The organism is Aporhodopirellula sallentina SM41 (assembly GCF_000346505.1).
Taxonomy (GTDB): domain Bacteria; phylum Planctomycetota; class Planctomycetia; order Pirellulales; family Pirellulaceae; genus Rhodopirellula; species Rhodopirellula sallentina.
Window position 1 is genome coordinate 26,478 of sequence record NZ_ANOH01000489.1, and the last position, 19,644, is coordinate 46,121.

Sequence of the window (19,644 nt, forward strand, 5' to 3'; positions counted from 1 at the left end):
CCGAAGTTCGGCGTTATCGACTACATCATTTTTGAATACGCTGCAGGCCCGTTATATCCGCGGCTAACGCCGACTGACTGAACGGTTCTCGGATCGATTCGTAATTCGAATGCCGTCGGTCGATCACCAATATCTTTGGGTAGGTTCGAAAGCGCGCCGCAGTGTGATCCGGCACGAAACCCGAAACACTCTGCAACACAACAAACAAACCGCTCGCGATCTCAACGGATCACGAAGTCGGTTTACTACATAGCGGTTCGTGTTGAGAATGAATTCGTGCACAAAATTTGTTTGAGATTTCTGAAATTCCATCTGCGTCGACCTCGCATCACTCTCCGTCCGATTCCCACTGACGCGTTCACCGCGGTCCCGGGTTGCCGATTGCATTTGGTACGATGAGCCTCATCCGTGGGCGGCGGCCGGAATGATCAAACGAGACCGATCGGCGAATGCCCCACGGGCACTGACGCATTTCTTCGATCCAACGTCTGCAACCGGAAACAACCCGTGCATATCGAAACGGCTGAAAATTGGGGACACCTACAAGACCTTCTGCTCGGCGGTGCCTGGAACGACCAGCTCGGCCGCTTTCGATCTTCCTGTGCATTCCGCGGACTTTCCGACGCCGCCTACCCGCTCGACACCACGTTGATCCGCCTCGGCGGCGCCTTCGATCGGCTCGAGCAACACCTGCTGCGTAACTTCAAAAAGTACGCCCATCGCAATGTAGTCGCCCGTGACTCGTACTGGCACTGGCTCTCACTCGCCCAACACCATGGGTTGCCGACGCGACTGCTCGACTGGACTCACTCTCCGTTGATCGCCGCCCACTTTGCAACGGTCAGCACCGACAAAACGGATATCGATGGCGCGATCTGGCGAATCGATTACGAGCAAACTCACAAACTACTCCCCGTAAAGATCCGCGACGCACTCCAAAAAGAAGGCGCCAACACCTTCACAACCGACATGCTCAATCACGCGGTATCCTCGCTGCGTGAACTCGACATGATGTCCGAAGATCCCTTTCTCCTGTTCTTCGAGCCTCCCTCGATGGACGACCGGATCGTCAATCAGTACGCACTCTTTTCGGTGATGTCGAACGCCACTCTCGGGCTGAACAGTTGGATCGAGGAACACCCAGAGTTGTGCTGCAAAATACTGATACCTGCCGAACTGAAATGGGAAATCCGTGACAAACTCGATCAGTGCAACGTCACCGAACGAGTCCTCTTTCCCGGCCTCGAAGGACTCAGCCGTTGGTTGCGAAGACACTACAGCCCGAAATCGCCCGCATCGTGAACGCGGTTGTTTTGTTCTAGAGACTGGTTTCGGTCTCGGGGAGACCGAGCTACGTGGGAGCGGGGCAGGGGAGGGAAAGACAGAATTTGCGGAGGGCGTGGATGCTTGGAATCTCTGGCCCGTGATTTGCATCCGAGATGTATTCGATTCAACACAATCGTAAACATCCCTGCAATCCTAGTGGTGCGTCACGATCAAGTATGAGGGATCAAGGCCGTAGCGAAAGTCGCCAAGACTTTCGGTGATTCACCAGCCCTCCCAAAACTCTTGGCGAGTTTCGCTACCCGAAAACTAGGCATTGACGCACCACGAGACATCTCTGGAGAGTACGAAACCCATGGCTACGCTCAACGTTCACTGGCGCCACACCGCGTTTTCCCACGATGCCGGCATGCGAACGAACCAAGAAACCGCTCGGATGAATACCGACGCGGCGCGCACCGGCGTTCTCACCGATGAACATCAAGAGGTCAATGACAACCGACCCGTCCTCGTCGAAGACGCGACCGGCAGAGTCTACCGTCCAGCCGACCTACCGCCCGATACGCGTGTCGTCGTCAGCGATCCCAATCATCTCAATGACACCATCGTTGACCACGCAAAGCGAGCTGGATTCGAAATCCAAGTAAACGCATAGCGCCTCGCCAAAAGAGAACGCGCTACACACCCAGCCACGAGCGATTCGCCGCCGGCTCTCGCATCACTGAGACGGAGTCGCTCGTGTCTCGAACACCCACCGGCTCGTGGCGGTTCGGTCTAACGGCAAGTTGAAAGTAACTCGGTACGTGTTCGTAGCCGAATCAAAATCCACCTGCCAAAAATCCATACCATGCACCGATTGGTCCAGAGTCACGCGGCGGCCATCGACCACCTCATGCAACTCAAAACCTTCCGAATTCGGTATGCCTCGAAACTGAATCGGGACCGCCCCCACACCGCCGTTGATTTCCATCGAAACGGTCGACTGCTCCACATCAACCACCACCGGATACCGCTGGCGCAACCGACCACCATCCACAGTCACTCGCAAGTCATTCCTGTTCACTTCGCGGTAGGTCGTTTTCCAGGATGACGGACTAGCCTCCAAGTGGTCGCGAAACGATTCGTTCGGACCGTAGTAGTCGTCCGCGACTCTTGGCAGAGTGATTAGCTCGAGATCCAACTCGATTCGATCTCCCTTGCGAAAACGCCGCATTCCCCCGGGAGGCAATAACTCGAGGTCCAGGTTGGTCGGTTCCGATCCATAGGAAGGACACCGGATCGTCGGCTTCTCATAATCTCGCCCGTTGATTTCCGCGTGATAGCGACGAACGATCAAGGATCGGTAGCCGTTCGGTTTGCTGCGTTTCGCCCCCGCTTCGGACGCGCCGGTGAACGAAACCCAATGCGGCGCGTCACCGGTGAGCTCAGTGGATTTCAAAAACAGTTCGCCTTTGGGAACGTCAACCGGAACGTCCAGGGATCGAATGATCCCCTCTGCATTGCCGTAGTCCAACCGCGGCGTTTGATAGGTAAACGTTCGCCCGAGTTTGAAAAGCCAAACCTTTTCGACGTCCAGATCACGTTCGAACTCATACACCAAATTCATGAACGTTCGACAGTAATCGTCGGTCCGCAAGGTTTGCACGCGAGCGGTAAACTCGACCTCGCGGTCCTGCCCGTAATATCCCTCATGGCGAACATCCGTGAGGCAGGGGCCGTGCGACAGGTACGCGGTTTTGAGTCCGTTGGGAAAGTATTTCGCCTGCCGCGTGTCACTTAGGTTGAGCCAATCACCTCCCCAACCCGCGTTGGTCCATCCCCACTTCTTCCCTTTTTCGCCATCACGCATCATCAATGTTCGGATATCCGTGACCGCGACGTTGACCAGACTCATGTCCATGTCGAAACAAATCGTCTCGCCCCACGAACCGATCGCCAACTGGTCCCATCGACCATTGCCGCCATACCCGATCAAACACAATTGCGCATGACTCGCCGCAGGAAGTGTCCCATAGAAACCGTAGACCATCTTCAATCGATAAGTGGTCGGCTCATCTGCGGGCGGCAAAATCGTGTACGTCATGACGTAGGATCCCATCGGTGCGTAGTGCCAGTTTTTGCTCAACTGAACGGGCAGCCCGTTCGGCCTGCCTGCTTCGTCACAGAGAACCGGACAAACCCCGACAACACTCGCGGGAGGACGCAGGTCAATCAAAAGAGGAACAGACCCGTCTGCTCCCGCAACGGTGATCTCAAACTCATCGTACTCGCGCAGTTCGCGTGAAGCGGGCCCTCGTCGCCTTCTCAGATCCTCCGCGGTTGCGACGTAGCAGTTTTTGAGACGATCGAAGCGGACTGGTAGAGCCTTGCCGCCGACCACGGAAACCGACACCTCGGCTGAATCAGCATTCGGTCGCGAGATTGGCGAGTCCTGCATGCAACAGGTGACGGACAGTTGCTTTTCCTGGCCGTCGCGCAGCGGTCCCTCAAACGCAGTCGTTTCCTGCCATTTCCCCACACGGCTATCCACACCGAGTCGCATCTCGCAACGATTACAATCCATTGCACCGGAGACGATCAGATTCAACGTCAAGGAATCCGGCCAAGCCACCAAATCCATGCGAGCATCGCACTTCAGAATACGTCCCGCCTCTGACCGAAAGTGAAGATCCAGGAAGTCATAGTGCTGAACGAAACGCCCTGACTCCCATAGCCGTACCGAAGAGAGATGTTTGACGCCTGACTGCAGTCCCGCCTCGCATGTTCGCGCGACATACTGCACCCCGTCAACTTCCATTTCGATCAGCAACTCAGCGTCAGGAAGCTGCAGGAATTTTTCCGTCTTGTGCTGAACGGCTTGTTCATAACTCACCGAGTTCTCAATCCACCCAAGCCGAAAACGATCAAAGTCGGCAACATCGAGGATCATCGCATACCGATTGGTCTCGATCGCAAAGACATCCGCGCTCGGGTCGTTCGCGTTCTTTCGCCATCCATTGAACCAGCAACTGAACGTAAACTCTTCGGCAATGGCAGGCGTCCACGTCGAGACGAAACACCCCAACACAAACAGGGCGATCCATCGCAACGGGGCGTCATGCATTCGCGGCCGACGGCGTTCGTCGGATCGACAGGACCTCATCGAATCCACAAGGACAGCTTTTCGAAGAACAAGGTTTTCATGCATGACAACTGGAATACTTCGGCGGAAACGAACAGGCAGGCAAACGGTTCTCGGGCAGGGCAACGAGCCCTCCAAATGCCGAACCAGCAACTCGAACAAACACAAACAAGCGATCATCAGCAACAACAATCGTCTGCTATCCAACGTCTAGATCATCGCTCAGAGAGACACAGCGTGCCGAGTGAGATTCGGTGCAAACGCTTCCATCATGCAACGTTCATGACGCAAAGACATGGTGCAAACGTAGGACAAGGGAGAAATAGGCGGGGAAAAACGCGCAGCGCATGCGGTGAAGGTTTGTCGATTTACCAGCCCGCTGCGCCAGCGAGGGATCACACACAACCACTCACTGACCGGTTTGTCGATTTAATCAAGAGCCAACCTGCTTTCGTTTAACCGGTAGCCGTAGGCGACGTGCAGTGGCAAGTAGGTCGCCTTCGGCTACCCGTTAAACGCAATAACGTTCAATTTTCGTTTAACCCGTGCCCGAAGGGTAGGTTGCGTTCCGTCAAGCGTCGCCTACGGCTACCGGTTAAACGAAAACGCCACAACCCGGTGCTTCATTGAACGGTATTGCCGTAAAACGAATAAATCAACAAGCCGTGACGCATCGGGCTGGTATCCGTTGGCTAACCTCGGGGCTTCTCATCAAATGAACAGTCCCGTGAGGGAGGATTGCGTTGAGGGGAAGCCTGTGTCCGGGAGGATTGGGCAAGGCAAAGTAAGCCAGGTCGGAGCAGGGCAGAGCGGGGCAGGGCAGAGCGGGGCAGGGCAGGGCAGAGCAGAGCAGGGCGGAACAAGGCAGGGCGGGGTGGTCGAAAATGCGACGATAATCGCGAAAGAATCGAGCGGCTAATTCCGATTCGGAGCCTCAACTCAGACTCCACCGACGACACCTCGTCGGCTCTCTTTGCTTGGAACCGTTGGCGTATGGCGAAATCGCACGTGGAAATCGCACCAAGGAATCTTCAGGCAATTCCGACTCACACGACCATCCTATCCCCCGCAATCTGCCTATAGCGAACATTTTGCGGCAACCAGGCAAGCATTCACGACAACCGCGAGCCCATTGAAGACAGCCACGAACCGGCCCACGCCGCGGCATGTCGATCACCCGGACGGCCGCTTTAGCCGCGAGCGACAAACGATTCCTTCACGAAACGTTCTTCATCGGTGGCTCATACCGCGATCAAACGCGAGCCAATCTTTACCGAAGGCATCTCACACAATCATCAAATCTAAATATGCGTCTGCTAAAAATCCGCTCGTCGCTATCCCCGACATGACCTTCCCACCGACGTCCGACACCGGACGAAATCGTCCCCAACAAAAGTGAATATTTCATGGCGCTTCAGTGGCTTGCTAATCGTTGCTTTACTGCGGTCCACCGTCAGAATTTGGTTTACAACACTTGCTGGGAAGATCCGGAAATCGATCGACGAGCTTTGGAACTAACTTCCGAAGACAGCGTCGCATTGATCACCTCGGCTGGCTGTAACGCTCTGGATTACGCACTCGAGAGTCCCCGCGAGGTGCACGCGATCGACGTCAATCCGCTACAAAACGCGTTATTGGAATTGAAGATCGCGGCAATCAACACGCTGCACCACGATGACTTTTTCCAACTCTTCGGCAAAGGTCGCCACGAACAATGGCAGTCACTCTATCGTGATGCCGTCCGCGACCAACTCAGCCCCGAAGCGAAAAAAGTCTGGGACCTGCGCAGCAATTTCTTCGACGGCAGCCATCGCCGACGCAGTTTCTACTTTCGTGGCACATCGGGTTTGTTCGCTTGGCTGATCAATCGATATGTCAAACGCTCTTCGGAACTGCGTGCCGCGATTGATGAACTGCTCGAAGCACCCGACATCGAAAGCCAACGTGAAATCTATGCCCGTCGAAACGTCGACCGGCTCCTCTGGACGCGTCCCTTGCGTTGGGCGCTTCGCCGTGACACGACGATGGCCATGCTCGGCGTGCCGCGCAGCCAACGCAACCAAATCGATCGCGACTACCCAGGAGGCATCGCCGGGTTCATCCAAGACCGCATTGCGTCGGTCTTTCAGAACACTCCGCTGAAACAAAACTACTTCTGGCGAGTTTACTTGACCGGCGAATACACCCAGGATTGCTGCCCCGAATACCTGCGTGCGTGCAACTTCGACCGTTTGAAAGACGGCCTTGCGAATCGCATTTCGGTCCACACCTCCACGATCGAAACGTTCCTGAACCATCATCAAGGCTCGATCTCTCGGTTCGTCCTGCTCGATCACATGGACTGGCTCTACGATCGATATCCAGAACACCTCGCGAGCGAATGGCAGGCGATCCTCGATCGCGCCGCATCGCACTCGCGTGTGCTGTGGCGGAGCGCCGCGTTGGAGGTCGACTTCATCGACCCGTTGCAGGTTTGGTACGATGGGAAACGTTGTCGCCTCGGTGAACTGCTCTCTTATCACCGCGAACTCGCTCAAGAACTCCACAACTCCGATCGCGTGAACACCTACGGCAGCTTCTACATTGCGGACGTCAAAGGCATGGCAGCATGAGTGCCTGGGCAAGCGATTTTCGAGTCCTGCGGCAACTGCTGCTTCACCGAACGACAGGCAACACCCACCAGGACCGGCTCGAGAGTTTCTACGGAAAACAGGCCGGTGACTACGACGGCTTTCGATCGAGACTGCTGCACGGGCGACGACCGCTGATCGAAAAAATCGAATTCGAGAAAGGTGGCGTCTGGGTTGACCTCGGTTGCGGCACCGGTGAAAACCTGACTCTCGCCGGCGACCGGGCACGTGAACTGTCCGAGGTACATCTAGTCGACCTCTCACCATCCCTGCTGAAGTTCGCCGAGCATCGCGGGTCGCAGGACGGACCGGTCGTCAAAACGCACCTGGCCGACGCGACCACCTTTCAGGCAATCGACCGGCAGGCCGACCTGGTCACTTTTTCGTACTCCCTCACCATGATCCCGGATTGGTTTGCCGCGGTCGAGGCGGCGATCAAACTTCTCCGGCCGGGCGGGCAAATCGGCGTCACCGATTTCTACGTTTCTCGGAAACATGCCGACAAGGGCATGCACCAACACGGCGGGCTGCGACGGGCGTTCTGGCAGCACTGGTTCGCCGCCGACAACGTGTTCCTCAATGGGGACCACTTGGCGATGCTGCAGCGTCATTTCGAAACGGTGCACCTGAGCGAAAACTTTGGCAAGGTTCCGTACCTGCCACTGCTGCGCGCCCCCTATTACGTCTACGTCGGACGCCGCGTTTGAGCACGCCTCGCTGACGGAGCGTGTTCACGAAACTTTCACGCCGGCCGGGCTCTGTCCCCCGAAGGTTCGTCGGGATGGCAAAAAGTCATAAGACGATTCACGCCAAACCTCTCTTTCGCCAGAAGATTACGGCCCGGGCAACCAGCGCGGATGACGCCCAAACACAGGGCCGCAATCTATGGAATGAACGTCAACCCCGGCGACCGGAACGCTGCCGCGAACATACCGCGTCTTCTGGCAAAAATGCCTGCTGCGTCGTCTGGTTTCCGGCCATACGTGTGGCTAGATTGTTCGGCTATGAACACGAACAACCTTTTTGACCTTAGTAATGATGTCGCCGTTGTGATCGGCGGCACAGGCGAACTCGGCGGCCACATGGCCGAGGCCCTCGGATCCGCCGGAGCGAAAATCGCTGTCGTCGGCCGCAACGCGGAACGCGGCAACGCCCGTGCCGAGAAGATTGTGGCCGCGGGTGGCGACGCGAAATTTTTCGCCGCCGATGGACTTAAGAAAGAGTCGCTCCAATCCGCCAATGACGCGATCACCGAGTGGGCCGGCACGCCGACCGTGCTCGTCAACGCCGCCGGGGGCAACCACCCCGACGCCACGATTCCACCGGGAGGCGACATCTGCGGCCTGCCGATTGACGCCTGGCAATCGGTGTTCGACCTCAACCTGGTCGGCGGTGCCTTGTTGCCGAGCCAAGTGTTCGCGCCCGCGATGATCAAATCCGGCGTCGGCAGCATCATCAACATCGCGTCGATGTCCGGCATCATCCCGCTCTCGCGAGTCGTCGCGTACTCCGCCGCCAAAGCAGCCGTGATCAACTTCACGATGTGGCTCTCGCGTGAATGGGCCACGACCGGTGTCCGGGTCAACGCCATCAGCCCTGGATTCTTCCCCGCCGAACAAAACCGCAAACTGCTGTTCAATGACGACGGCACGTACACCGAACGCGGCGGCCAAATCATCGGCCACACCCCGATGGCTCGGTTCGGTAAACCCGAAGAACTCGCCGGAGCCGCGATTTGGCTAGCGAGCCGAAACGCGTCTTCGTTCGTGACCGGCCAAAACATTGCCGTCGATGGTGGTTTCGCATCGGTCACGATCTGACCGACTAACTCAACCGAAACACCATGTTGCATCGCCGGAGTCTCGAACCCGCGACAAACTCCTCGAGTTCGAGACACCGCACGTCAGAAACACCGAGGCGGCGAGAGCGAATCGACGCCGATTTGCCGCCATCCTCCGTTAACCCGACAACGTTCTTGGTCACCGACGCGTCGGTCGCATTTGATTGACGCGGTTTCCACAACGCATCCCAATCGATCTTCCATCTTCACACTAAAGTTCTCAGCATGAAAATTCCTGCTTCTGGTGCCGACCTCGACTTCCTGGCTTTGGGTGCTTTGGTGCACCGCCTCGACCCCGGTGTGACCCCGTTCCGCACCGCCACCAATTTTGACATTCACGTTTCCGGTGGCGAGTACAACTGCGCCGCCAACTTGGCGTCTTGCTTCGGTCTTTCGACCGGCGTTGCGACGGCCATGGTTGATAACGGGATTGGTGAACTGATCCAACGTCAGGTCCGCGCGATGGGCGTGCGTCCGTACTACAAGCACTTCCAACACGACGGTGTGCGTGGTCCCAACATGGCGACCGTTTACAGCGACCGCGGCCAAGGTGTTCGTCCTCCTGTTGTGTTCTACAACCGAGCCAACGAAGCCGGTGCGATGCTCAAACCAGGCGACTTCGACTGGGATAAAATCTTCGCCGGCGGCGTTCGTTGGGTGCACAGCGGTGGTATCTTTGCCGCGTTGTCCGAAACGACCTCGCAAGTCGTCGTCGAGATGATGGAAGCCGCCGGACGCCACGGCGCGATCCGATCGTTCGACCTGAACTACCGTGCGAAACTGTGGGACACCATCGGCGGCCTTTCGAAAGGCCAAGAGATGATGGCGAAGATCGTTTCCAACGTCGACGTCCTGATCGGTAACGAAGAAGACCTGCAAAAGGGATGTGGGATCAAAGGCCCCGACGTGGAAGAAAAGTCCACCGGAAAACTCGACCCAGCGAATTTCTTCAAGATGATCGGCGACGCCGTCGAGAAGTTCCCGAACGTCAAAGCGGTTGCGACGACTTTGCGCGAAGTCCACTCCACCAACCGTCACTCCTGGAGTGCCGTGCTGTGGCACGACGGCAAAGAGTACGTCGCCCCGACCGCAGAACTCGATGTGATCGACCGCATCGGCGGTGGTGACGGGTTCGCCTCCGGCTTGATCTACAGCCTGCTCGACGGACGCGATCCCCAAGAAGCCCTGCGAATCGGTTGGGCACACGGCGCGTTGCTGACCACGTTCACCGGCGACGTCAGCCGAGCAACGCTTCCCGAAGTGGAAGCCTTCGCCAAAGGCGGCTCCGCCCGCGTGCAACGCTAAGCGTCCCTGCCCATCCGGGCAGGTGCTGGTTATTAGCTATTAGCTATTAGCTATTAGCTATTAGCTATTAGCTATTAGCTTTTAGCTCATGGCTAGTGGCTAGTGACTCATGACCGTGACTCTCGGCTTCCGCTCGGGCTTGCCCCGGCGGAATCAACGCCACTCGCTCTTCTCTCCGTCTGCATTTTTTGGCAACCATGCCCGCCAACGGTTTGTCAATTTAATGAGTGGCGCCGATCGGAGCGTCTCTTACAAACCGATCACGGAGTGATCGGCGACTTTCGCTACGGTTCTACTTCGATTGCATTTCCATCACCGGATTGACCTTCTTGGTCTGATTGGTGATGGCGTCGACGACGCGGCCTAGCAGCACCACGCTCGGCGTGTCGCCCGGGTGTTCGTGCACGAGCGACGCCAGTTCCCGCGCCGCCGACGTGAGGTCCGAATGGTGAAACGATCGCAGCGCCGACTCATACCGGTCGGCCATCGATCGCCACGTCGGGTCGTTTCCGGTCTGCAACTCGTGCAGCTCGACAATCTCTTTGACACCCAACGGCCGTACGTTCGCCAGCCGCCGTGTCTGCATCGCTTCATCGCACTCCGTCGCGATCGCTTCGCTGCCGAGAGCTTCGGCATGGCTGGCGCTGCTCTTGGCCAGCGCGTCTCGAGTGGCTTTCGTGATCAACGCCGACACCCCAAATCTTTTGGTGATCCCTTGCACACGGCTCGCCAAGTTCACCGTGTTACCGAGCGGACCGTACTTGAATTTCACCAACGATCCCGTGTTTCCCACTCGGGCCATGCCCGTGTTGATCCCGATCCCCACGCCAAACCGCTCCGGCGTAATCGCCTTCCATCGCTGCCGCAGCGGTTCGATCTGCTTGAGCATTTGACACGCCGCGTTGCAGGCTCGCCGGGCGTGATCGGGTTGCTCCGCCGGCGCCCCCCACATCGCCATCAACTCGTCTCCGACGTAATCAACCAACACGCCATCGGTCCGGGTCACGCACAAACTTAACTGCGTCAAAACATCATTGATCCACTCGATCGTTTTCTCCGGACCAACCCGTTCAGTGATCGCACTGAAACCGCGGATGTCACAAAACAGCACCGACACCTCCGCATCACGACCGGTCAGCAAGTCTTCGTTTTGCTGCAAACGCTGAGTAATCGCGGGCGAGAAGAACTGCGTCATCGACGCCTGAATCGCCTCTTGTCGCTGGCGCAGTATCCCTGCGGACACCGCACCGGCCATCACTTCGAGCAGCGTCGCCTCGAGGTCACCGATCGGCGTGTCCGGATGATTCGTACCGTAGCTACGATCACCGTAGAGTGCACCGATCACGACGCCGTGGTCGTCAAAGATCGGCGACGCAACCGCACGGTCGAGCAGCATGATCGATGATCCGATGGTGTGCTTGTAACTCTCCGGTTCGTAAATGACCGTTTCGCGTTTCTGCAAAACACGTTGCAACAACAACCGACTCCCTGAGGGCAGAGGGACATCGATCCGTGTATTCCGCTCGGCCGACGCCTCGGGATTGGCTTCCGCCTCGGCGTCCTCGACCGTTTCGTCGTTGTTAGACCGCTTTCGAAACAATCCGCCGCCGTTAGGTTCGGACGCCGATTCGAGGGACTCATCGGTTTCCTGTTCGCGTTGATCGAAATGGGCACGCACCCACCACTTCGACTCGCCTTCCCGCATCAAGACATACGCGCGATCCAGTTCGATCATTCCCGCGACGCTCTGCACCGCCGTGTCAAAGAACTCATCACTGCCCGCTGACTTCTTCACCACCGCGAGAGCCTGACGGACCAAGTCGACCGCCGCGTGCCCACGATTCGGGTTGGAATCCTCCGTGAACGTCCGGATGAAACTCGCCCCCGGATTCATCGGCATCGTGAAATCAGCCCGAAACGCGTCCGGATCGGGCGACGGCGGTCGTTTCGAATCCGGCGAAATCGTCCGGAACGACGCCGAACCATGAGGCTCAAATTCGCCGCCCGAATCCGATTGGTTCTGAGACAAACTCGTGCACAACACCACCTTCACGATCAGATTCTCGGGCAACAGAATCGTGAACTCACGGTCATCCTGAACGCTCGCCTGTGGCATCACCGGCACCGGATCCGACGCCACCTGAAACGTCGAGCGGGCATGCAGGTTTTTCAGGACGAGCTTCCCCTCGTCATTGACCGAAACGCTCAACGCGTGACGTGGCAACCCCAACGAAGTGATCGGCGCGATCGCGATGCGGTACTGATTGCCGAGATCCTGCACCTTTCGAAGAATCGCATTTTCCTCGTCGCGCGACTGCCGCCCAATCTCCAGCGGCAATCCCGACTCGCCGATCCAGCATTCCTGCTGGCCTTGCCAAAGCGTGACATCCACCACGGGCGACGACATGGGAAAACAACCTTGGGTAAAAAACGCGAGCTATCAAAGCATGAACAGTGTTCATCGTAACCTAATCAGAAGTCCACACTGAGGGGACTCGCAACGCGACAATTTCCCATCCCGCATCGGCCCTCGCCGCAACCACGGAAAAACACGATCTGCCGAACCAATCTTCCGGAAAACGCGCGAGGACGTGCGGCGTCCAATCGCACACGGAGCGAACTCCCTCTTACCTCGCGGGTAACGGGAACTATCATATCGCTTCCCTTCTCGCCCGAACCCGCACGCAGCCCAAACCTGCCCGCAGCCCAGCACGGCCCCGCACGCAGACGGAACCTGCACGGCGCGACCTTCCTTCCTCGTTCGGCCACCTGAACCTCCTTCGCGACGATCACGACTTTCGTGAACTATCGACACCTCTACCGATCGTCCATCCTGGTGATGCTCGCCGCTGCCGCGGTGTGCGTGCTGGGGCTACGCAGCGTCACGTCGCACAGCCACTCCGACGGCGACAAAGGTCACACCCATGCCGCCCTGCCGCACGGTTTGATACCTCACGTTCACCCGGCCGAGCACGCTCATTCTCACGGCCGCTCGCACCAACATGCTCATGCACATTCTCATGATCACGCGCACGAACATTCACACCCGCACTCGTCCTCGCACCCGCCCTCACAACCGACGATAGGTTCGTCGCACCCGGCACCTTCCGACGACCGACCGACGCTCGCCAAAACGTCAGATCCCTACTCGTCCAATAGTTCTGCGCCCCATCGTTCTGCGACCCTCACCGCGGCCAGCCACCACTCGCACTACGTCTTCTTCGGGTTCGAGTTCATCCTCTTCGAGTCCGCCGCTCAGAAATCCGCTGCATACGGATCAACTCCTTACCGAGCCACTCGCTACGATTGCACTCCGCGAGATTCGATCTCTCACGATGGCTTCTGCAACGTTGATCTCCGAGGCTGGCTCGCACGCATCTTTGACGTCCGCAGCCCGCTGCCTCCGGAAAGTCTGGCGTCGGCAATGACGCCCTCGAGCATTCGGTTCCACCGAACTCTCTGCCTAAACGGAGGACGCCTCGACGATCCTCCTTCCTCGCCGCCTCCCGAGTTGGTCTCTCACTGACGTGCGGCACGTCACCCCAACTCAATCCTTCGCAAATCGGCAGACGCCTGTTTGATCGCTACCGGCGATGAACCTTGCTGCCTGCGCTCGATCCCGCACTCATCGACCGTGTGTCGCTTGGGCGTTCGCCAGTATGGTTATCCAGCGCAGTTTCAGCGTGGTCATTCAGCGTGGTCATTCAGGGTGACCTATCCAGCGTGTTCATCCACCGAGATGACTGCGTCCGGAAACGGTCCCGGTCCGCCGTGGTCGAGAGCGAACGCCCCGATCGCGCTGCATTCATTGAGTTACGAGCCGTTCGCGTCAGCAAGTCATTCGTCAACAACCGCGCACGTTGCCATGAAGTGGCAATTGCCACGAAGCAACAACGTGCGCTCCCATTTATCTGTTCCAACTCAATCATTCCAACTCAATCCATGCATCACTCACTCTCTCCCTTCTATCAACACCGCAGAGCCTTCACTCTCATCGAACTCCTTGTGGTGATCGCGATTATCGGCGTCCTCGTCGGGTTGCTTTTGCCCGCGGTACAGGCCGCCCGAGAAGCCGCCCGCCGCATGTCGTGCAGCAACAACCTCAAACAACTCGCCCTTGGAATCCACAACTACGAATCCACCTACGGACGGCTCCCCGCGGGATACCTTCACAAACCGGGCCCGAGCGGTCCGTTGTTCGACGCCAACCACATGGGCGTCGCCTGGGGGACAGCCATTCTTCCTCAGATCGAACAGCGCGGCCTGTTCGAGCAGTTCGACTTCAGCCGTCCGGTATGGGATGTCGCCAACCTCGACGCCCGAGAAACTTCACTGGCGACCTTCCTCTGCCCCTCGGACACGTACTCCGAAGGCTCATACGTGGTTCGCGACGATTCAGTGACGCCGATCGAACGTTACGCCGCCGCCTCCTACGCGGCCAATTGGGGACCATCCACCGCGACAGTCAACCTCGACGACACGCCTTTGCAGAGCGAGGGCGTGTTCTATCGAAACAGCCCCACGCGATTTCGAGACATCCTCGACGGGCTCTCCAACACCCTGGCACTGGGTGAACGCACCAACGGGCCACTCCCGATGAGCAACCCGTCGACCGGAGGCCACATGAACTTCGAGACCGCCTGGTCTGCCGCCGTCCGCGACATCGACGATTTGGGCGACGACCACGGACACATGGTGCTGTTCGAAACCCAATACCGTCCCAACGAAATCGATGGTGACGACAAAGGCCTCTCCGCCCCACACGTCGGCCTATGCCAGTTCGCACTCTGCGACGGATCCGTCCGCGCGATCTCCTCGCAAATCGACGAAGAACTCTACAACGCGCTAGGCACCCGCAAAGGCAAAGAAGTAATCGAAGAGTTCTAAACCAAGAAGATCAAACACCCGGTTCATCCCTCCGAACTTGGAGGTCGTGCAGTTTGTCGAGGTCGCGTTTTAGCGGGTTTCAGCATTTGAGAACCTCTCCCGAAACGAAGTTTTGGGGGAGGTCGAGCGCCGCCGTTCAGGCGTACGCGAGGGAGGGGGGCCGAGCATGGGAAGCGGCGCGGTTTGCCCTCCCCCGGAAATCTCACTGAACGCTCGCTTTTCGCCCGCTCCCGCTGGGGATGTCGGTTGATTAAGGGCAGCATTTGGTAGTGGACGAGGCGACGAGTCCTTTGCGTGGGGAAGGACTCGTCGCCTCGCCCACTACGGTTCAGGTCCTGGGCCAAGGACGCCTCGAAGAACGTCAGTAATAAAATCGACGTCCCGCGCGGGCGGGGTTCTCAACGCGTTACTGCACAGCACTTAATAACTGCACGACCTCTTTGCCGCGTGGGGAGGGTGCTTCCCAACAGGAGCCACTCTCCCTGCGATCGGCCTGTCGCGTAATCTTCATCGGAAAGAAAGGGTTCACGGACAACTTTTCAGGTTCACCTGCAAGTGGCACTGTCTTGAACTTGAGTGCGGAAACGTTTTCTTGATCGAAGGAAAGGAACACTCATTGTCACTAATCGATGCGTGGATGCCTGCACCTTTGGGAGCTCTGAATTAGTGTGATCAGTGCGGATTAGTGTTCCCATTCTCCCATGAGACGATACCGGTTCCTCTCACGGCGGCTCTGCAAATGGAATTGGAGCTTTGTCTCGCGATTATGGAGGGGAGATGGCAACGCGTTTTACGTCTCTGCAACTGCGAGGGTGCAGATATCCAACCAACCCTGCAATCTTGCCACGGTAGTCGAGGCGATTCTTAGCTCATCTCTCTAGCCCAGCGGCGAACGGTTCTCTGAATGGTTTGAGTATCAAACGCGGCGAAGCCGAGAATCATCCCTTGCGTTTCGTGCGTTCGTGAATAGATGCTGACGGGATGAAACTCTACTTTCGCTCGGCATGCGGCGGTGATGAGTCTCTCTTCAGCTTCCTTGGCGACGCCCCGTACCGTGAGGTGCATTCCAGACTCAGGTTTCTGGACTTCAATGAAATCGCCTAAGTGTTTTTGCAACGATTCATAGAGCGTTGTCTGACGCTGAGCGTACAGTGAACGCATACGGCGAATGTGCTTGACAAAATTCCCGGACTCGATGAACCGGTGGAGAGTCATTTGAACGAGCTGCGGCGATGAACGATCTTGAAGGAATCGCACGTAGGCAAACGCCTTCGCCAACTGCGGGGGAACAATTAGAAAGCCCAGTCGGATGGCCGGAAACAACAATTTGCTGAACGTTCCCATGTAGATCGTTCGGCCGGAAGAGTCGAGACTGCTGAGCGAAGCATGCGGGCGTCCCGTGTAGCGAAACTCGCCGTTGTAATCATCCTCAATGATCCAGCTCTTGTGCCGCTGTGCGGTGGCGATCAGCTGCAGTCTTCGGTTCAGGCTCATGGTCATTCCCATTGGCCATTGCCCGCCCGGCGTCACGCAGATGAGTCTTGGCGTGGGCTTCATTTTTGGGGCTCGTGACAGGTCGATTCCTTCGGAGTCCAGCGGCACGGGAACCAGTTGTGCTCCCGCGATGTCGAGCAATCGATTTGCCGGTGCGTTTCCTGGTTCTTCTACCCACGCGTTGTCGCCTGGAGTCAGTAGCAACTGAGCGATCATTGTGAAGGCTTGTTGAGACCCCGAGGTGATCACGACCTGTTGAGGCGTGCATGACAAGCCACGTGAAACGGCCATGTACTGGGCAATGGACTCTCGCAGCGGAAGATATCCCTGCGGCTCGCCCAGATTCAGGTGCCTCGACGACCATCGAGCCTGCTCGTTGCTGAATCGGTTCCAAATTTGAAGTGGAAATTCATCGGTCGCGGGCAAGTGAGGCGTGAATGCTTTGGGATGCGTTGCCACGGGTGGCAACCAGTGCGACTCTTCGGACAGTTGCTGTCCCAAAGGGGAAAGATCGTCGAGCGAATTGACCGGAGGATCATTGGATTTTGATGCCGTGTCAAATTCAAAAGCCTGCGGCGGAATCTTGGCCACCCGCGTACCGCTGCCTCGAACGGATTCCAAATACCCTTCCGAAATCAGCTGTTCGTAAGCGGACAAAACGGTGTTTCGTGACACGCCGATCGCCGACGCGAGATTGCGACTCGAAGGAACGCGGTCTTCCGGTTGTAAGACTTGATTGGTGATGGCATGGCGAAGCTGGTTTTCCAGTTGCTGATAGACCGGAGTCGCGGCGTTGTTGTCCAGTTGAATCCAGTCAAACTCAAATTGTTCCTTTCTTCGCGGCATTGGCTCTCCAAAGTGGCTCCGTTGTTTCTGCCTAAAGTGGATCTTTCTAGGAGCCACCGGATATTTATGATTCTACTCAACAACGATGCTCGACAACCACATGGAGAAGAGAATGCGAGCCGACTATTTTCGATTGATTTCACGCGAAATTCAGCAGTTGTCCAAGATCGAAGCAACGATTGCGGATTACCCGATGGCGGCCGAGTTGCTCGAGCTGGTCAAGCTACGTGTGTCGCAACTCAATGGCTGTTCATTTTGCGTCAGTCTGCATACCCAACAACTGCGATTGATGAATGAAACGAATGAACGCATCGACTTGGTCAGCGTTTGGGAAGAAGCCGGTTGCTACACAGCGCGAGAACGAACGGCTTTTTGTTGGGCGGAAGCAGTGACTCGGCTTGCCGGTGGAGAAGGAGTCAGCGACCAACTCTATCAGGAAACCGTTGCCGTATTTGGCGAAGAAGGAATCTGCCAGTTGAGCATCGTGGTTTCCATGATCAACACATGGAACCGATTAGCGGTTCCATTCCAGACCGATCACAAATACATCGAATCTTTGTTGAAGCAACCAACCAAATTGACCAATTGAAGGAAAAGAAATGAAGACAAGCCCATTGATCACTCTTTCTCTGTATGTGCTCTTGATTGCTTCTGGCAGCACCTCGCATGGTCGAGACACCGAGTCCGGGGCGGCAAAAACGCCGCGTCATCCTGTGGCAGAACAACCGTCGCATTCAAAGATGCCGGTTGTCAAATTACTTCGCACCGATCCCATTTCAAGCAAGGTGGACGGAGCCCTCATGTCGAAGTCGCTGATCAAACTCACCTTCGCTCCCGGTGCGTCCTCTCCGCCACACCATCATCCCGGTGAAGTGGTCGGCTACGTCTTGAAAGGAACATTGGAATTCAAAATCGAAGGGAAGCCCCTGCGGGTGTTGCACCAAGGTGACACATTCTTTGAACCCACCATGGTTCTGCACGAAGTCGCCCGAAATCCGGACACCACAAAAGAAACGCAAGTCGTTGTGACCATGGTTCACCCCAGAAACGCTCGGCGTCTGACCATTCCCGCCGAAGAAGTCGCAAAAGCAAAAACTGATTCAAAGGCTGCTGCGATCACCGCGTCACCCCAAACGTGCACCATCAATGTGAACGACAGTGTCAATCGTGCCACGTTTGACAAGTCGTTGCCGACCATCGGTGTCTTGTTGTTCGACAATGTCTTGATGACGGAAGTCACTGCTCCGATCGATGTTTTCTCCAAGCCCAACGAAGAAGGCAAGCGGATCTTCAACGTCGTCACAATCGCCCAATCGCATCAACCAGTTCCGATGGAAAGCGGGTTGCGAGTGGTCCCGGACTATTCGTTCGACGACTGTCCGGATTTGAACGTGCTGGTCGTGTCCAGCTCGTATGACATGGAAACGGTGGTCGCGACGGATGCGATTGTGGAGTTTGTCAAAACGAAGGGGAAAACGACTGACTTCACGATGAGCAACTGCGCCGGAGCTCATTTGATTGGCGCTTCGGGTGTCGCGAACGGACGCAAAATCGTGACCTACATCGGTGGAGGCGACCTATTGCAGCAGACCTACCCAAGCCTGTCCGTGCAGGACGACAGTCAAGTGAGTTTCGTCAAAGACGGCAAGATGATCTCATCCAACGGGAATCTCGCCAGCTATATCTCAGCACTGGAGTTGCTCGAGGAGATGACGGATTCGGCGCACCGGAACTTCGTCGAATCACATTTGTACCTCGAACGATTGCAGAACTACGAACGCTAAAAGTGACCAGACAAAGAATTGGTGCCCGGCGCCGGAGAACCAATCTGCATATCGAGTTCGCAGGACCAACTTTGTTTTGGGATGGGTTTTGATTCAGTGCCACCCGCGGGTGGTATTAACCTTAACTTGAGTGCCGGAACGTTTTCTTGCCCGGAGGAAAGGAACACTCATTGTCACTAATCGATGCGTTGATGCCTGCACCTTTTGGGGTGCTCAGGATTAGTATCGATCAGTGCCGATTAGTGTTCCCTTTCCAATAAAGGTGTCGGACACCTTTTTAGGTTCCAATCCACGCGCTCCCGTGAGAGCGCGACGGTAGCGGCGTGGTGACACGCAACGTGCAGGTTGGTGTTTCAATCCACGCGCTCCCGTGAGAGCGCGACACGCCTCGATCGACCGAACGACCTGCGTGGCCGGGTTTCAATCCACGCACTCCCGTGAGAGCGCGACTAA

At 56.9% G+C, this 19,644-nt stretch carries 13 protein-coding genes; 10 read left to right on the forward strand and 3 right to left on the reverse strand.

What is annotated here, in order from left to right; all coding sequences use genetic code 11:
• Positions 1-507: 507 nt before the first annotated feature.
• Both RSSM_RS31290 and RSSM_RS31295 read left to right on the forward strand, forming a co-directional pair.
• On the forward strand, positions 508-1,302 hold the full coding sequence (locus tag RSSM_RS31290; RefSeq protein ID WP_044304157.1) for an FRG domain-containing protein: 795 nt from the start codon (positions 508-510) through the stop codon (positions 1,300-1,302).
• 337 nt (positions 1,303-1,639) lie between these two features.
• A complete protein-coding gene (locus RSSM_RS31295) occupies positions 1,640-1,939 on the forward strand; it encodes a hypothetical protein (RefSeq protein WP_008689563.1) in 300 nt (99 codons plus the stop codon).
• Positions 1,940-2,002: 63 nt separating this feature from the next.
• Here the strand turns inward: RSSM_RS31295 and RSSM_RS31300 are convergent, their stop codons facing one another.
• Positions 2,003-4,387, reverse strand: coding sequence for a hypothetical protein (locus RSSM_RS31300; protein WP_144060274.1), 2,385 nt, complete (start codon positions 4,385-4,387; stop codon positions 2,003-2,005).
• Between the two features lie 1,424 nt (positions 4,388-5,811).
• On the opposite strand from RSSM_RS31300, the gene RSSM_RS31310 reads away from it, so the two are divergent.
• From RSSM_RS31310 to RSSM_RS31330, 4 genes are all read left to right on the forward strand, one after another.
• Positions 5,812-7,017 (forward strand): DUF3419 family protein, encoded by a 1,206-nt coding sequence (locus tag RSSM_RS31310; RefSeq protein WP_008689569.1) that lies wholly within the window; start codon positions 5,812-5,814, stop codon positions 7,015-7,017.
• Positions 7,014-7,742, forward strand: coding sequence for a class I SAM-dependent methyltransferase (locus RSSM_RS31315; RefSeq protein WP_008689571.1), 729 nt, complete (start codon positions 7,014-7,016; stop codon positions 7,740-7,742). The genes RSSM_RS31310 and RSSM_RS31315 overlap by 4 nt, the downstream gene beginning before the upstream one ends.
• A 297-nt stretch (positions 7,743-8,039) precedes the next feature.
• Positions 8,040-8,855, forward strand: coding sequence for an SDR family oxidoreductase (locus RSSM_RS31320; protein WP_008689572.1), 816 nt, complete (start codon positions 8,040-8,042; stop codon positions 8,853-8,855).
• Between the two features lie 245 nt (positions 8,856-9,100).
• Positions 9,101-10,180, forward strand: a complete 1,080-nt coding sequence (locus tag RSSM_RS31330; protein WP_008689578.1) for a sugar kinase — start codon at positions 9,101-9,103, stop codon at positions 10,178-10,180.
• A gap of 292 nt (positions 10,181-10,472) precedes the next feature.
• Here the strand turns inward: RSSM_RS31330 and RSSM_RS31335 are convergent, their stop codons facing one another.
• On the reverse strand, positions 10,473-12,587 hold the full coding sequence (locus RSSM_RS31335) for an adenylate/guanylate cyclase domain-containing protein (protein WP_008689581.1): 2,115 nt from the start codon (positions 12,585-12,587) through the stop codon (positions 10,473-10,475).
• Positions 12,588-12,980: 393 nt separating this feature from the next.
• Here RSSM_RS31335 and RSSM_RS31340 point away from each other — a divergent pair, with 393 nt between their 5' ends.
• Together RSSM_RS31340 and RSSM_RS31345 are read left to right on the forward strand one after the other, a co-directional pair.
• Positions 12,981-13,706, forward strand: a complete 726-nt coding sequence (locus RSSM_RS31340; RefSeq protein ID WP_008689585.1) for a hypothetical protein — start codon at positions 12,981-12,983, stop codon at positions 13,704-13,706.
• Between the two features lie 416 nt (positions 13,707-14,122).
• Positions 14,123-15,067, forward strand: a complete 945-nt coding sequence (locus RSSM_RS31345; protein WP_044304158.1) for a DUF1559 domain-containing protein — start codon at positions 14,123-14,125, stop codon at positions 15,065-15,067.
• Positions 15,068-15,931: 864 nt separating this feature from the next.
• Here the strand turns inward: RSSM_RS31345 and pdxR are convergent.
• Positions 15,932-17,407, reverse strand: a complete 1,476-nt coding sequence (pdxR, locus tag RSSM_RS31350) for a MocR-like pyridoxine biosynthesis transcription factor PdxR (protein ID WP_008689592.1) — start codon at positions 17,405-17,407, stop codon at positions 15,932-15,934.
• A gap of 112 nt (positions 17,408-17,519) precedes the next feature.
• Between pdxR and RSSM_RS31355 the strand changes: the two genes are divergently transcribed.
• Complete coding sequence (locus tag RSSM_RS31355) at positions 17,520-17,996, forward strand: carboxymuconolactone decarboxylase family protein (RefSeq protein WP_044304159.1); 477 nt, start codon at positions 17,520-17,522, stop codon at positions 17,994-17,996.
• Between the two features lie 10 nt (positions 17,997-18,006).
• Entirely contained in the window at positions 18,007-19,191 is a 1,185-nt protein-coding gene (locus RSSM_RS31360; RefSeq protein ID WP_063709163.1) for a cupin domain-containing protein, read from the forward strand.
• The last annotated feature ends 453 nt before the right edge of the window (positions 19,192-19,644 follow it).

What these genes read in the sequence shown, in the direction of transcription:
- RSSM_RS31295 (WP_008689563.1), top strand. Translation starts at nt 1,640, where the DNA reads ATGGCTACGCTCAACGTTCACTGGCGCCACACCGCGTTTTCCCACGAT.
- RSSM_RS31300 (WP_144060274.1), bottom strand. Translation starts at nt 4,387, where the DNA reads ATGCATGACGCCCCGTTGCGATGGATCGCCCTGTTTGTGTTGGGGTGT.
- RSSM_RS31310 (WP_008689569.1), top strand. Translation starts at nt 5,812, where the DNA reads ATGGCGCTTCAGTGGCTTGCTAATCGTTGCTTTACTGCGGTCCACCGT.
- RSSM_RS31315 (WP_008689571.1), top strand. Translation starts at nt 7,014, where the DNA reads ATGAGTGCCTGGGCAAGCGATTTTCGAGTCCTGCGGCAACTGCTGCTT.
- RSSM_RS31320 (WP_008689572.1), top strand. Translation starts at nt 8,040, where the DNA reads ATGAACACGAACAACCTTTTTGACCTTAGTAATGATGTCGCCGTTGTG.
- RSSM_RS31330 (WP_008689578.1), top strand. Translation starts at nt 9,101, where the DNA reads ATGAAAATTCCTGCTTCTGGTGCCGACCTCGACTTCCTGGCTTTGGGT.
- RSSM_RS31335 (WP_008689581.1), bottom strand. Translation starts at nt 12,587, where the DNA reads ATGTCGTCGCCCGTGGTGGATGTCACGCTTTGGCAAGGCCAGCAGGAA.
- RSSM_RS31345 (WP_044304158.1), top strand. Translation starts at nt 14,123, where the DNA reads ATGCATCACTCACTCTCTCCCTTCTATCAACACCGCAGAGCCTTCACT.
- pdxR (WP_008689592.1), bottom strand. Translation starts at nt 17,407, where the DNA reads ATGCCGCGAAGAAAGGAACAATTTGAGTTTGACTGGATTCAACTGGAC.
- RSSM_RS31355 (WP_044304159.1), top strand. Translation starts at nt 17,520, where the DNA reads ATGCGAGCCGACTATTTTCGATTGATTTCACGCGAAATTCAGCAGTTG.
- RSSM_RS31360 (WP_063709163.1), top strand. Translation starts at nt 18,007, where the DNA reads ATGAAGACAAGCCCATTGATCACTCTTTCTCTGTATGTGCTCTTGATT.